This window comes from Chromobacterium alticapitis, assembly GCF_002924365.1.
GTDB lineage: Bacteria > Pseudomonadota > Gammaproteobacteria > Burkholderiales > Chromobacteriaceae > Chromobacterium > Chromobacterium alticapitis.
In genome coordinates, this window is record NZ_PQWB01000201.1 from 1 (window position 1) to 292 (window position 292).

The window sequence follows — 292 nt, forward strand, 5'->3', positions numbered from 1 at the left end:
CGAGGACGCCGGCTACAACCCGCACAGCCTCGCCGGCAGCGACACCGCCCTGTTCATCGGCACCGGCCCCAGCGGCTACGCCAGCCTGCTCGATCGCGCCGGCGTTCCCGTCGAGGGATACAGCGCCCCCGGCATCGTCGCCTCCGTCGGACCGAACCGCATGAGCTTCCTGCTCGATCTGCATGGCCCGAGCGAGCCCATCGAAACCGCCTGCTCCAGCTCGCTCGTCGCCATCCATCGCGGCCTGCTCGCCTTGCGCGCCGGCCACTGCCGCATCGCCATCGTCGGCGGC

General features: G+C 71.9%; 1 protein-coding gene. It reads left to right on the forward strand.

Features of this window, described 5'->3' with window-relative positions:
• On the forward strand, nucleotides 1-292 hold a 292-nt coding region (locus C2I19_RS21395; protein WP_146056924.1), incomplete at both ends, for a beta-ketoacyl synthase N-terminal-like domain-containing protein.